Annotated in this window: 9 protein-coding genes, 1 pseudogene and 1 riboswitch; of the genes and pseudogenes, 8 read left to right on the plus strand and 2 right to left on the minus strand. The window is 44.7% G+C overall.

Going from position 1 to position 12,701, the window contains the following annotated elements:
- The 3 genes and pseudogenes from BM377_RS16430 to metK form a co-directional block, all read left to right on the plus strand.
- Nucleotides 1-190, plus strand: a pseudogene (locus BM377_RS16430) (IS4 family transposase); the annotation flags it as partial.
- 257 nt (nucleotides 191-447) lie between these two features.
- Nucleotides 448-1,800: a CapA family protein gene (locus BM377_RS10770; RefSeq protein WP_092247956.1), complete on the plus strand. Its 1,353-nt coding sequence runs from the start codon at nucleotides 448-450 to the stop codon at nucleotides 1,798-1,800.
- A gap of 145 nt (nucleotides 1,801-1,945) precedes the next feature.
- A riboswitch (SAM riboswitch) is annotated at nucleotides 1,946-2,061 on the plus strand.
- Nucleotides 2,062-2,146: 85 nt separating this feature from the next.
- Entirely contained in the window at nucleotides 2,147-3,337 is a 1,191-nt protein-coding gene (metK, locus tag BM377_RS10775; protein ID WP_092247959.1) for a methionine adenosyltransferase, read from the plus strand.
- A gap of 79 nt (nucleotides 3,338-3,416) precedes the next feature.
- Here metK and BM377_RS10780 read toward each other — a convergent pair whose 3' ends face one another.
- Nucleotides 3,417-4,265 (minus strand): AraC family transcriptional regulator, encoded by an 849-nt coding sequence (locus tag BM377_RS10780; protein WP_092247962.1) that lies wholly within the window; start codon nucleotides 4,263-4,265, stop codon nucleotides 3,417-3,419.
- Between the two features lie 289 nt (nucleotides 4,266-4,554).
- Between BM377_RS10780 and BM377_RS10785 the strand changes: the two genes are divergently transcribed.
- Genes BM377_RS10785 through BM377_RS10805 form a run of 5 tightly spaced genes read left to right on the plus strand, consistent with a single transcriptional unit; the run spans nucleotide 4,555 to nucleotide 8,890 of the window.
- Nucleotides 4,555-6,018 (plus strand): extracellular solute-binding protein, encoded by a 1,464-nt coding sequence (locus tag BM377_RS10785; RefSeq protein WP_177223864.1) that lies wholly within the window; start codon nucleotides 4,555-4,557, stop codon nucleotides 6,016-6,018.
- Nucleotides 6,019-6,059: 41 nt separating this feature from the next.
- Complete coding sequence (locus tag BM377_RS10790; protein WP_092247968.1) at nucleotides 6,060-6,911, plus strand: carbohydrate ABC transporter permease; 852 nt, start codon at nucleotides 6,060-6,062, stop codon at nucleotides 6,909-6,911.
- A gap of 13 nt (nucleotides 6,912-6,924) precedes the next feature.
- Complete coding sequence (locus tag BM377_RS10795) at nucleotides 6,925-7,848, plus strand: carbohydrate ABC transporter permease (RefSeq protein ID WP_242948154.1); 924 nt, start codon at nucleotides 6,925-6,927, stop codon at nucleotides 7,846-7,848.
- A 24-nt stretch (nucleotides 7,849-7,872) separates the two neighbouring features.
- Nucleotides 7,873-8,376: a VOC family protein gene (locus BM377_RS10800; protein WP_092247971.1), complete on the plus strand. Its 504-nt coding sequence runs from the start codon at nucleotides 7,873-7,875 to the stop codon at nucleotides 8,374-8,376.
- Nucleotides 8,377-8,416: 40 nt separating this feature from the next.
- Nucleotides 8,417-8,890, plus strand: coding sequence for a VOC family protein (locus tag BM377_RS10805; protein ID WP_092247974.1), 474 nt, complete (start codon nucleotides 8,417-8,419; stop codon nucleotides 8,888-8,890).
- A 61-nt stretch (nucleotides 8,891-8,951) separates the two neighbouring features.
- On the opposite strand, the gene BM377_RS10810 is transcribed toward BM377_RS10805, so the two are convergent.
- Nucleotides 8,952-12,485 (minus strand): DNA polymerase III subunit alpha, encoded by a 3,534-nt coding sequence (locus BM377_RS10810; RefSeq protein ID WP_092247977.1) that lies wholly within the window; start codon nucleotides 12,483-12,485, stop codon nucleotides 8,952-8,954.
- Between the last annotated feature and the right edge of the window lie 216 nt (nucleotides 12,486-12,701).

The following is a 12,701-nucleotide window of genomic DNA, read 5'->3' on the forward strand; positions in this document are numbered from 1 at the left end:
AAAATATACATATAAAGCCAATTTTTCGGTCGCAGCTCACATGTGCAGAAAGTATTACCGCGGTACGACATCTCCACCAGATCTGGAAACCATCATTTCAAAAAATCTTGTACCTATTAGACCAGACAGGCACCGGGTAAGATACCAGTCTGCAAGAATCTTCAGAGGTTTCCTCTATAGGGTAGCATAAAGCTTTGAATTTTACACGTTAAGCTCAGGCGGATTTTAATCCGTCTTTTTGACGTGGAAATGACATAGAAAAAGAGGATGAAGGAACTATTCCAACATCCTCTTTGATTCTTTTTGTCCCCGAGTCCAATGTTAACTTAATGACATTGCACGTGATGTGTGGTGGTTTTTTATATAGGAAATTCCACCGAATTTCCTATATTTCGCGAGCGAAATGCTATTTTATTTTTTATCTGAAAAAGTATAAGTGGGAATGATATGAGTAAACATTTAAAAGTCCTCATTTCGATAATATGCATACTAGCCCTATCCGGCTGCAGTTTTCAAGCGTCAAACGCGCCGGGAGAATCGGATGAACGCGCAGCAGCCGAAATGACTTCGGTGAACGACGGAAGCGTTAAGGTAGCATCTGACGCTGGCGGCCAAACGGCAGATATACCAGGCAACTCCGTCGCATCCGCGCAAGCTGCATCGGTGGAGGTCGCTTCGGCTGAAGCATCACTGGCATCGTCGCCAAAAGAAGATTCTGCGACTTTGCAGAAAGAGCAATCTTCTGACGTGACCCTACTCATGGTCGGAGACATTCTCCTTCATGAGCCTGTTCAGCGCGTGGCTAAGGACGCCGAGGGTAATTACAACTATGACTTTATCTTCGAGCATGTTAAGCCTAAGATGCAAGCTGCGGATGTCGCCATTGTAAATCAGGAAGTTATCATTGGCGGTAAAGAGCTCGGAGTGTCCGGATATCCGATGTTTAATGCGCCGTATGAAGCCGGCGATGCGCTTGTGGAAGCGGGAGTTGATGTGGTTTGTCATGCGACGAATCACTCGCTTGATATGGGCAAAAAAGGCATCATCAACTGCTACGAATTCTGGAAGCAGCGCTATCCGCAGATAAAAGTTGTCGGGCTTAACGGCTTTGAGTATGAATATGAAAATATAGATATCATCGAGAAAAACGGCATTAAGATCGCGATCCTTAACTATTCCTACGGAACCAACGGAATAGCTTTTCCCAAGGATATGCCTCATGCTGTAGATATGCTTGAAAAAGATAAGGTAGAAAAAGACCTTAAGTACACGGAAGAGAATGCTGATTTCACGCTCGTGATACCGCACTGGGGAACAGAGTACAATCTCGGAACCGATGCGTATCAGGAGTACTGGACAGGCATTTTCAGAGAAGGCGGAGCGGATCTTGTTATAGGTGCGCATCCTCACGTTATCGAACCTGTTGAGATGCTTGAAGATGAGAACACAGGAATAACCAATAATCACGGCGGCGGAGACATGCTTGTTTATTACTCGCTCGGAAACTTTGTGAGCTGGACATCGTCGACGGGTAAAGGCGTTTCCAACAGAAGTGTCGGCGGAATGGCTAAGGTTACGATAACCAAGAATGCATCCGGCGAAGCGGTCATCAAAGATCATGAGGTTGAAGCGGTTGTGTGTCACGAGAGCAGCAAGGAACACGGAGTTACCGTTTATCCGCTTTCGGAATATTCCGAGGACTTGGCAAAAGAGAATGAGATAAAGCTTCAAGACAGCTCTTTTACCATGCAATATTGCGTAGATCTCTGCGATAAAGTGTGGGGGCATGATTGGAAATAATGCAGGTGTCCGAAGTGATAATTTTTTCTTATTAGGTACTTTAGAAAAAGATTATCAAAAGAACTATTGCTTTTATTAATCTTATAATGTATTATCATAAACGAATCTAATCCAAACGATAGATTCCATAATTATATACGAAGTTCTCTTATTCAGAGTGGTGGAGGTACATAGGACCTATGAAGCCACGGCAACCCCTCAAGATGAGGAAGGTGCCAACCTGAGCGTGCAATTCCGATTACGGACTACGAGCAATAAGAGGATCTGAAAATCAATCAGTTCCGCTTGTTTGTGCACGCAACAAGCGGTTTTTTAATGCGTGACGGTACGCGAGAAAGGAAACATAATGGATAAGTTTATTTTTACATCCGAATCAGTAACAGAGGGACATCCCGATAAGATCTGCGATAACATTTCAGACGCGATCCTTGATGCCTGCATGGCAGAGGATCCTATGAGCCGTGTAGCTTGCGAGACAGCAACTTGTACAGGTTTCGTTCTCATCACAGGTGAGATCACAACCAAGGCTCACGTTGATTACGCTAAGATCGCAAGAGAGACAATCAAAGAGATCGGATATGATGATTCAGCTAAGGGCTTCGACGGCAACACATGTGCTGTTCTTGTAGCTCTTGACCAGCAGTCAGCTGATATCGCTATGGGTGTTGATAAGGCGCTCGAGGCAAGAGAGAATCAGATGACAGATGAGCAGCTTGAGGCAATCGGTGCCGGCGACCAGGGGATGATGTTCGGTTATGCTACAAACGAGACAGAAGAGTACATGCCTTACGCTATCAGCCTTGCTCACAAGCTCACAAAGAAGCTTACAGAGGTTAGAAAGAACGGAACTCTTGCTTACCTCAGAGCAGACGGTAAGAGCCAGGTTTCTGTTGAGTACGATGAGAACGGCAAGCCTTTCCGGCTTGAAGCTATCGTAATCTCAACTCAGCATGATGAGAAGGTTACTCAGGAGCAGATCCACGAAGATATCAGAAAGTACGTTATCGACGCTATCGTTGATCCTAAGATGGTTGATGCAAATACCAAGATCTTCATCAATCCTACAGGACGTTTCGTAATCGGCGGACCTCAGGGTGACGCAGGACTTACAGGACGTAAGATCATCGTTGACACATACGGCGGAGCAGCTCGTCACGGCGGCGGAGCATTCTCAGGTAAGGATTGCACCAAGGTTGACCGTTCAGCAGCTTACGCAGCAAGATACGTTGCAAAGAACATCGTTGCCGCAGGTCTTGCAGACAAGGCTGAGATCCAGCTTTCATATGCTATCGGTGTAGCACAGCCTACATCAATTCTTGTAGACACATTCGGAACAGGTAAGGTTTCTGATGAGAAGCTTACAGAGGCAGTTCGTAAGGTATTCGACCTTCGTCCCGCCGGTATCATCAAGATGCTCGACCTTCGTCGTCCTATCTACAAGGGAACAGCAGCTTACGGCCACTTCGGACGTAACGACCTTAACCTTCCTTGGGAGCAGACCAACAAGGTTGATGAGCTCAAGGCAGCTGTACAGTAATATAGAGCATATCATCAATATACGTCGCTAAGTGTATTACAGTTAGTAAAATAAAAGGCATTGAGAGAAAAGAAATCTCTCAATGCCTTAATTTTCTGTATTCTTTCGGTGAGCAGTTCATGCTCTTTGAAAAAGCTTTGTTAAAGCTTGATATACTCTGAAATCCCGATAAGAAGGCTACGTCCGTTATCGATATGCTGTCGGAAGCAAGTAATTTAACGGCGTGTTCAAGTCTGTGTCTTGTGAGAAATGCGTTAAAGCTTTCCGCAGTATATTCTTTAAAAATCCTGGAAAAATAATACGTCGAGAAATTCACGTAATCTGCTACTTCTTGCTGAGTTAAGTCTGACGTGCAATTCTCCATAATATACGAGCATGCTTTCTGGATTTTGTAATAAGTGTCGCTTGAACCACTGCTATGCGATGCATCGGAATCATCGTTTGTCATAACGTGAATCGCGATCGTGCGAAGCATATCCAGTATCTTGGATTTTATCTGAGTTTCTATAAACATATCTCCCGAATGGTAAATATCATAGCAGGAGCGAATTTCTTCATAGAGCTTTCTGTGGAGAGTATTGTCGCTTCTTCTGATCACGTGGATATTTCTAAGTCTGTTGGATATAAGATCTATATCTTTTAACCCGGTTAGAATCTCTGAGGAAAATTGCAAAATAAGCGATGCGTTCGGAGGCGTATTTATAACGGCATGAACCTCTGCGGGCCAGACAAGAAGGATGTCTCCTTCGTTTAGTAAATACCTTAGGTTGTTGACTTCGTAAGAACAATTGTCTTTGCTCACAAGGACAAATTCCGCCGACAAGTGCCAGTGCGGCGGGAAGGTGCAGGGCGAGCTTTTATAAGACATTCCGACATCTTTGAAATCCCGGTATTGAATAATTTCTCTGGTCTGATTGGACTGTGGCATGGGTTTTCGGTCCTTTCCGTGTAATCTGTAACAAGTTGTATATTTAATAGTCAAATATTGTCATCATTTTTGCCCAATCTAACACAATATCACCAAAAAATCAATCCTCATAATTGGATATTTGTACCAATCGAACAAAAACTGGACAAAAAGTTATCTGTTCACAGCAAAAAAGTATGAGAAATATTTGCCCCTCAGAACTAGGATATGGGTATAGAAGATGTTTCATCTTAAATCGATTTAGAGGAACTTGTTATTCAGAGGTATTTTTTCTATGGGAGGTAAAAAAATGAGAAGACACATTAAGAGTGCATTGTCTGTTTTCACAGCCGGACTTATGGCAGCTTCTTTACTTGTCGGATGCGGAAGCGAAAGCGCACCGACAGATCAGAGCGCAGCTCCTGCGGCAGCCGGCGAGCAGGTATCAACCGTTTCTGTTGAGACGACTGAGAGCAATACTTCAAAAAAGACAGTTTCTATGGGCGACAGACAGATCGAGGTGGAAGTAACCGATATCGGTCTTAAGGGAAGCTTTTCATATTGGTCAGCGTTTACCGGTGATTCCGCTACATGGGATCAGGAACGTGTAGATGCGTTTAACGAAGCGTACAAAGATCTTGGTATCACATGCGAAGTACAGTATGTACCGGACGGCGCAGGTATCAACAACGGTAAGCTCCTCTCATCCATCGCAGGCGGAACCGCACCGGATCTTTTGGTCACGGATAATCCGACAAGTGCATATCAGTATGTTGCTGAGGGTTCATTCATGCCTCTCGACAGCATCTTAAAGCAGATCGACCTTGATGTTGATTCTTTCTATGCAGGATGTAAAGACGTTATGTACTACAAGGATCAGTGCTATCTGATTCCTCAGGATACAAACGTTATCATGTTATATTTCAGACCCGACATTGCAAAAGAGTGCGGACTTGATGTAGACAACCCGCCTACAACTCTTGAAGAGCTTGATGCTTGGGCAGATGCTATGACAGTTGCCGACGGAAGCAACTATTCAAGAATGGGACTTATTCCTTGGCTTGATTCAGGAAACGATGCATTCGTTCTTCCTTTCTTCTTCGGAGCAGATCCTTATAACCAGGCAGAGAACAAGATCAATCTTACAGGCGACAACATGGTTAAGTATATGGAGTGGATCCAGAGCTATGCCAAGAAGTATGATCCCGAGAAGATCAACGCATTCTCATCAGGACTTGGCGGAATGTTCTCACCCGATCATCCTTTCATGACAGGTAAGGTTGGAATGACCATCACAGGTAACTGGTTCACAGGCGCTCTTAAGGCATATGCACCTGATGTTCCTTACACAGCAGTTCCCGTGCCCGTTCCCGAATACGGAAGAGCAAAGAGCTCAACATTCGGATGTAACGTATTTGCAATTCCCAGCGGAACAGATCCTGAAAAAGCAGCTCTTGCAGCACTTTTCGTAAAGTTCTGTGAGCAGGGTACAGTTAACGATGACAACTTCTGTCAGTGGAGATCGATCCCCGTAATCGATGCGGCATTTGATGATGTAACACTTACAAAAGAAGGCGATGCAATGTACGCTATGGAGCGTGAGATCGCAGCATCACCCGAGAACGGTATTCCCGCACTTTGCTCAGTATCCGCAGAGCTTTCAACACAGTTCCAGACACTTCGTGAGAATCTTATTTACGATACCTCACTCGATCCCGCAACTGAGTTAAAGACTCTTGAAGATCAGATGCAGGCTGCACTTGAAGCAAAGTAATAAGTTAAAAGAAATATGATAACTCGGAAAGGAGAAGAAAAATGGGGAAGGGACTTCGAGGGTATAAAATCGGTATCATGATACAGAAAGGCATAATATATCTCTTTTTGCTTATATTTGCAATGGGATTCCTGCTACCGTTTTTTTTCCTCCTTACGGGTTCGTTTAAAACCTCCAGTGAATTGTTCTCGGTACCTTTCAGATGGTTCCCAAAGAGGATAACACTGGAAAACTATCAGCAGGTTTTTACAAAGATTCCGTTTTTCAGATATCTCAAAAATACAGTTATAATCGTTGTTTTGAACATAATCGGAGCGCTCGCTTCCAATTCGCTGATCGCGTACGGATTCTCGAGACTTCGCTGGCCGGGCAGGGATAAGATCTTTATCATCGTCATCGCGACAATGATATTGCCTTATCAGGTTACACTTATTCCGCTTTATCTCATGTACACGAAGATCGGTTGGATAGGAACCTTCCTTCCGCTGACACTTCCGGGATTTTTCGGAAACGCGTTCTTTATCTTTTTGATGAGACAGTTCCTTGTAGGAATTCCAAAAGAGCTTACGGAATCCGCAAGGATCGACGGCGCCGGAGAATTTACGATATTCCTAAAACTTATGATGCCGATCTCAAAGCCCGTACTTGCGACGGTTGCGATCATGTCATTCATGAATTCATGGAAAGACTTCTTAGGACCTTTGGTATTCCTCGGAAGCGACAGATTGTACACACTCTCGCTCGCGGCATCTATGCTGAGGTCAAACCTAAATCCCAACTGGGAGCTTTTGCTTGCACTTGGAGTTGTAATGGTTCTTCCCGTACTTATCTTGTTCTTCGTACTTCAGAAGTACTTCATTCAGGGAATTACCATGAGTGGAATTAAGGGATAAGGGGGCCGAGTATATGTTTGTAAAAAGAATGATAAATAAAATGTTTGCGGATTACAGCGGTTCCAAGATGCGTAAAAAAGAAGCGATCCACGGGCTTTTGTTTGTACTTCCGTGGATAATAGGATTTTTGGTATTTACCTTATATCCCATCGCTTGTTCGCTGTACTATTCGCTTTGCAATTACAACGTTATAGGAAAACCTACTTTTGTGGGACTTGCGAATTATACGAACCTATTTAAGGACAAGACTTTTGTAAAAGCATGCATGAATACGCTGTACATGATTGCGATAGGTGTTCCCGTTACAACGTTTACGGCGGTTCTTGTTTCGCTTCTTTTGAATAATAAAAAGCTTAGAGGAACAGGTTGGATGAGAGTTGTGTTCTTCATCCCGACGCTCGTTCCAACAGTCGTTGCGTGCCTTTTGTGGATATGGGTAATGCAGCCCGATTCGGGTATAGTCAATACGATCCTCGGATACTTCCATATTCCGGGACCCGGATGGCTCAGCTCTCCGACATGGGCAAAACCTGCATTCATCCTGATGATGATATGGACCTGCGGAAATGCGATAATCATTTACCTTGCGGGATTGCAGGATGTTCCGGAAAGTCTTTATGATGCGGCGGCGATAGACGGTGCCAATTTCTGGAAGCAGTCCTGGCATATCTCTGTTCCGCTTATAAGACCCACTATTCTTTACAATGTAACGACACTGATCATCGGCGTGTTCCAGTGGTTTGCCGAGCCCTATATCATGACTGAAGGCGGCCCGAGCAATGCTACAATGTTCTATTCTTTGTACCTGTATCAGAACGCATTCTCTTTCTTTAAGATGGGATATGCTTCGGCACAGGCTTGGATCATGCTGCTTGTAGCATTGGTAATTATTCTTATCTTGTTTAAGGTATTTAAATTCAACGAGACGGAGATTTGATCATAACAATCAGGAGGAAAGAAGATGGCAATCGGAACAAAGAGCGTTGTTCATATTGCATTTGTGGTAAAAGATATTGAGGCAGTTGTTGATAAATGGAGTCGCCTTTTGGGACTTGAGGAAAAGCCGGATATATGGAATATCCCGGGACCCGACGTTGCTCCCACACTTACAAACGGAAAGCCCGAATTATATCATAATTGCAGGATCGGTGTAATTAAGCTTGATAATCTTGCACTTGAGATCGTGCAGCCCGGAGAAGAGGACAGCCCGTGGAAGACGTTTCTTGAAAAACACGGCGAAGGGTTTCAGCACATGGCGTTTCTCGTGCCCGACGAAAAAGAGGCGCGTAAAACTATCAAAGAAATTTCGGGAGCAGAGTCTGAGTATCACATCGGATACTATCCCGGGCAAGCGTACATGTTCTTTGATACCTTCGATGCATTAAAGACTGAACTTAACATCAAGGTTGACGGAGACTACAAGGAGACGATCGCAAAGCTGCAAAAAGAAATAAGCGGCAAGTGATATACTAAATTTACTAACACAAAAGACAAGGAGAAAGAGTATGAGTTTAAAAGCAATCTTGGATACGGCAAAATTTGCTCAGGTGGGATTTGTCGTACATGATATTGAGGCGACCAAAAAACAGTACGCTCTTTTATTTGATGTAAAAGAGCCTGATACTCAGCCGGGCGGTGATTATGAGATCACACAGACAACGGTATTCGGTCAGCCTGCTCCGGAAGCGGGATGTAAGCTTGCGTTTATCGATCTTACACCCGGTGTTCAGCTTGAGCTTATTGAGCCCAACAAAGCACCTTCCGTATGGAGAGATCACCTTGATAAGTACGGCGAGGGAATTCACCACATTGCTTTCTATGTAGATAAAGCAGATCCTGTTATTGAGAAGTTAAAAGAGGAATTTGGCGCAGTTGTCGAGCAGGTAGGAAACTACGGTGACGGCAGCGGAAGATATATTTATCTCTCACTTCAGGATAAGTTAAAATGCAGAATTGAGCTTCTTGAAAGCTTTAATTAATATCAGACAAAAAAGCATTGCTCGGACACGAAAAGTGTCGCGAGCAATGTTTTTTTATAAGTTATACAAGCTGTACATTGTCTTTTCCGAAGGTTTTTTCAAGTTTTGAGATCAAGTTTTCATCGGCATTTACATTGTAGTTTCTGCCAAGCTTTTTAATCTGCTTGGAATCTTTGAGATAAATCGCGATCTCATCTTTTCCTTCATTACTTAAGATGAGCTTATCAAGCTCTTTTTGTCCCGTTTCATAAGCTGCCATATTATCAAAGCGTATCCACAACGTTCTGGGCATCTCGTCGAATAATGTGATCTTTGATGCGATAAGCTTGGCGTCGCGGTCATCTTCGACTGATATGCGGCCCTCGATAAATACCTTTGCATCGGCGTTAAGTCTTGCTGCGTTGGCTTCGTAAGTCTTTGGAAAGACGATTACTTCAACTGTTCCGACAAGGTCTTCAAGAGTAATGAATGCCATAACCTGATCGTTCTTGGTATACTTGATCTTTTTATCACTGATGATTCCACCTATTGTGGCGGTCTCGTTATCTCTTACTTTAGGCTCTCCCGTTTCGTCATCAAGATAGAAGTCGGTGGTCTGATTGGTTGTTTTCTTTTTCCAAAGTCCGACATATTCCTCAAGAGGATGTCCCGAGATGTAGATTCCGAGCACCTCTTTCTCAAATTCAAGAAGGAGCTCACGAGGGAATTCTCCCACGTTTGGAAGAGGAATCTCGTACTGCTTTTTATCGGATTCGCCGACGATATCAAAAAGAGATATCTGGCCGGCCATAGAAGCTTTGCCGCTTGAATGGATGTTGTCCATGATCTGCGAGTATACGGTGATGAGCTGCTTTCTTGTTCCTTCGAAGCAGTCGAAAGCACCGGCTTTGATAAAGCTTTCGATGGCTCTTTTATTAACTTCGCTGTCCTTACCCTGCATTCTTGTAAGGAAGTCGTTGATGTTCTTAAATGGTCCGCGCTGCTCTCTTTCTCTTACGATAGAAGCGATAACGGGGCGACCGATACCTTTGATCGCGGTAAGAGCGTAGCGGATAGCCTTTTTCTTGCCGGAAGTCGAAGCATTGGAGACTCCCGAAGGCTCATCGCCTTCCGCATCGATCTCCGCAACGGAGAATCCGTCGAATCCTTCGTTGATATCAGGCGGAAGCAGAGTGATGTTCATGTTCCTGCAAGATAAAATATAGCCCGAAACTTTGCCCGGATTGTCTATTACGGAAGTCATGAGCGCTGCCATGAACTCAACGGGATAGTAGCACTTAAGCCAAGCGGTCTGAAGCGCGACAACGGCGTAGCAAGCGGCATGTGATTTATTAAACGCATACTTGGCAAAGTCCATCATGGAATCGTAGATCGCGTTTGCAACATCTGCGGAGATGCCTTTCGATGCGCATCCCGGAACGTTCTCTTCGGAGTTTCCGTTTACGAAGTTGGCTCTTTCAACTTCCATGACGTGCTGTTTCTTTTTACTCATCGCACGGCGAACAAGGTCGGCACGACCAAGCGTGTAGCCGCCGAGCTGTTGAACTATCTGCATAACCTGCTCCTGATAGACGATACAGCCGTAGGTCGGATTAAGTATAGGCTCAAGCTCGGGAGTTAGGTATGTGATGGAACCTGCGTCATTTTTACCCTTGATATACTTCGGGATGAAATCCATCGGACCCGGACGATAAAGAGAAATTCCCGCGATGATGTCTTCAAGAGACTGCGGTTTAAGCTCCTTCATGAAGGCCTGCATACCGCCCGACTCAAGCTGGAATATACCGTCGCACTTGCCGCTTCCGATAAGGGCAAGAGTCTTGGGATCGTTGTAATCGATCTTGTCTATGTCGATGAAATTGGGATCGCCCGGCTTAGCGCCGAGAGATTCGTTTGCAAATCTCGTTGCGTCTTTAATAACAGTGAGGGTACGAAGACCCAGGAAATCCATCTTAAGCAGCCCCAGTTCCTCGATGGTGGTCATCGTGAACTGAGTTGTGATATTACCTTCTGCGGAGCGTGAGAGAGGAACGAGGTCCTCCGCAGGTGCGCTGCAGATAACGACTCCGGCCGCGTGAATGGAAGTATGGCGCGGAAGTCCTTCGAGTTTTTTACACATATCGATGAGCTTGTGAACAGTCGGATCGCTCTCGTACTGACCGCGAAGCTCGGGATTAAGCTCCAGCGCACGCTCAAGCGTGATGTTGAGCTCGTTCGGAACCATCTTGGAAATCTGATCGCCGTAGCTGTAAGGAAGATCCATAACCCTTGCGACGTCACGGATAACACCTTTTGCGGCAAGCGTACCGAAGGTGATGATCTGAACGACCTTATCGGCGCCGTATTTTTCGGTAACGTAATCAATAACGTCCTGTCTTCTCTCGTACTCGAAATCCACGTCTATATCGGGCATGGACACACGCTCGGGATTAAGGAAACGCTCAAAGAGAAGATCGTATTTAATAGGATCGATGTTGGTGATATGCATACAATATGAGACGATACTGCCCGCAGCCGAGCCTCTTCCGGGGCCGACAGCGATGCCGTTTTCGCGGCAGTAATTTATATAGTCCCATACTATAAGGAAGTAATCTACGTAGCCCATGCGTTTGATAACGCCAAGCTCGTAGTCGAGTTTCTTTTTCAAAGTACCGTCGTCATCGGGATATCTTTCATTAAGACCGTCTTCGCAGAGTTTGCACAGATATGTCCATGAATCATAGCCCTCGGGCACATCAAAGTGCGGCAACTTGGTTACGCCGAATTCGATCTCGACGTTACATCTGTCCGCAATCTTTTGCGTATTATCAATAGCTTCTTGAGCATAAGGGAAAAGAGCTCTCATCTCGTCTTCGCTCTTGACGTAGTACTGACCGCCTTCGTAGCGCATACGGTCTTCGTCATCCACTTTTTTACCTGTTTGAATGCAAAGAAGGAGGTCGTGAGCCTCCGCATCGTCTTCGTAGGTGTAGTGGCAGTCGTTGGTCGCTACAAGCGGAATATCAAGCTCCTGAGAAAGAGCCATGAGCGAACTGTTTACGGTACGCTGTGCAGGGATTCCGTGGTCCTGAAGCTCCAAAAAGAAATTGCCGTGACCAAAGATCTTGTCCATGCGCATAGCAGCTTCTTTCGCCGCGCCGCCATCACCTCTTAAGATATTCCTTGGAATCTCGCCCGCAAGACAGGCGCTGAGTGCTATGATTCCCTCGTGGTACTCTTCCAAAAGCTCCATATCGACACGGGGCTTGTAGTAATAACCCTCGGTAAATCCGCGGCTTACGATGTGGGAGAGATTGGCGTATCCCACGTTATTTTCTGCCAAAAGAACAAGGTGATAGTATCTGTCATCCGTTCCCTTGGCTTCTTTATCGAATCTTGAGCCCGGAGCAACATAAACCTCGCATCCAAGGATAGGGTTGATGCCTGCTTCCTTGCATGCTTTATAAAAGTCAATGACACCGTACATAACGCCGTGATCCGTGATGGCTCCGGCGGTCATGCCAAGGTCTTTTAACCTTTTCACATATTCTTTTATCTTGTTGGAACCGTCTAAAAGGCTGTATTCCGTGTGGACATGAAGGTGTGTAAATGACATAAAATGCTCCGTTTTTAAGGATGATTATTCCTTGCAGAAAGTTCTTTTGCCAAGGAATTGTGTTGCCAAGAAAAATTATAACATAAAACTTTTTATGAAATCGTTTTCGTTATGATTGCAATTTAATAAAAATTGCTCTAATATAGGAAAGGAGTATGTCTGAAAATTATCAATCAAGAGGTTTGATGATTTTAGGTTAAGTTAATTAGAATCGAG

The organism is Butyrivibrio sp. INlla21 (genome assembly GCF_900116875.1).
GTDB lineage: Bacteria > Bacillota > Clostridia > Lachnospirales > Lachnospiraceae > Butyrivibrio.

What these genes read in the sequence shown, in the direction of transcription:
- BM377_RS10805 (WP_092247974.1), top strand. Translation starts at nt 8,417, where the DNA reads ATGAGTTTAAAAGCAATCTTGGATACGGCAAAATTTGCTCAGGTGGGA.
- BM377_RS10800 (WP_092247971.1), top strand. Translation starts at nt 7,873, where the DNA reads ATGGCAATCGGAACAAAGAGCGTTGTTCATATTGCATTTGTGGTAAAA.
- BM377_RS10770 (WP_092247956.1), top strand. Translation starts at nt 448, where the DNA reads ATGAGTAAACATTTAAAAGTCCTCATTTCGATAATATGCATACTAGCC.
- BM377_RS10790 (WP_092247968.1), top strand. Translation starts at nt 6,060, where the DNA reads ATGGGGAAGGGACTTCGAGGGTATAAAATCGGTATCATGATACAGAAA.
- BM377_RS10780 (WP_092247962.1), bottom strand. Translation starts at nt 4,265, where the DNA reads ATGCCACAGTCCAATCAGACCAGAGAAATTATTCAATACCGGGATTTC.
- BM377_RS10785 (WP_177223864.1), top strand. Translation starts at nt 4,555, where the DNA reads ATGAGAAGACACATTAAGAGTGCATTGTCTGTTTTCACAGCCGGACTT.
- metK (WP_092247959.1), top strand. Translation starts at nt 2,147, where the DNA reads ATGGATAAGTTTATTTTTACATCCGAATCAGTAACAGAGGGACATCCC.
- BM377_RS10810 (WP_092247977.1), bottom strand. Translation starts at nt 12,485, where the DNA reads ATGTCATTTACACACCTTCATGTCCACACGGAATACAGCCTTTTAGAC.
- BM377_RS10795 (WP_242948154.1), top strand. Translation starts at nt 6,925, where the DNA reads ATGTTTGTAAAAAGAATGATAAATAAAATGTTTGCGGATTACAGCGGT.